The following is a 522-nucleotide window of genomic DNA, read 5'->3' on the forward strand; positions in this document are numbered from 1 at the left end:
GCGCTGCTGCGTATCGGCGTTGCGCCGGTGAACGCATTGTTTAGCCATCAACGTAGTGAGCTCAATGCCTACGCCGCGCAAATCAAACCGGTGCTGTTGATTGCCGATCGCGATCATGCGCTGTTCGCTGACGATAGCTTCCTCGACAGCTTTATTGTTGAACATCCTTCGCTGCGCGTCGCGCTGCTGCGTAATGATAGCGGCGAGCGCTCTCTGGCGGCGGCGATTGCGCGGACGGCGGATAACTTCGTCGCCAACCCGACACCCGCCGATGAAGTGGCTTTTTTCCAGCTCTCCGGCGGCAGCACCGGGACGCCGAAGCTTATCCCGCGTACCCACAACGATTACGACTACAGTATCCGCCGCAGTAATGAAATCTGCGGGATCAGCGCTGAGACCCGTTATCTCAACGCGCTGCCGGCGGCGCATAACTATGCGATGAGCTCACCGGGCTCGCTGGGCGTTTTCCTCGCCGGCGGGCGGGTGATCCTCGCCGCGGACCCGAGCGCCACGCTGTGCTTC

The 522-nt window shown here is 61.5% G+C and carries 1 protein-coding gene; it reads left to right on the plus strand.

Annotation, left to right across the window (positions count from 1 at the left end):
• A partial coding sequence (locus AACX88_RS17605) for an AMP-binding protein (RefSeq protein ID WP_339394147.1) occupies positions 1-522 on the plus strand: 522 nt, incomplete at both ends.

Origin of the sequence: Brevibacterium metallidurans, assembly GCF_037101285.1 — a bacterium.
GTDB classification, from domain to species: Bacteria; Actinomycetota; Actinomycetes; order Actinomycetales; family Brevibacteriaceae; genus Brevibacterium; species Brevibacterium metallidurans.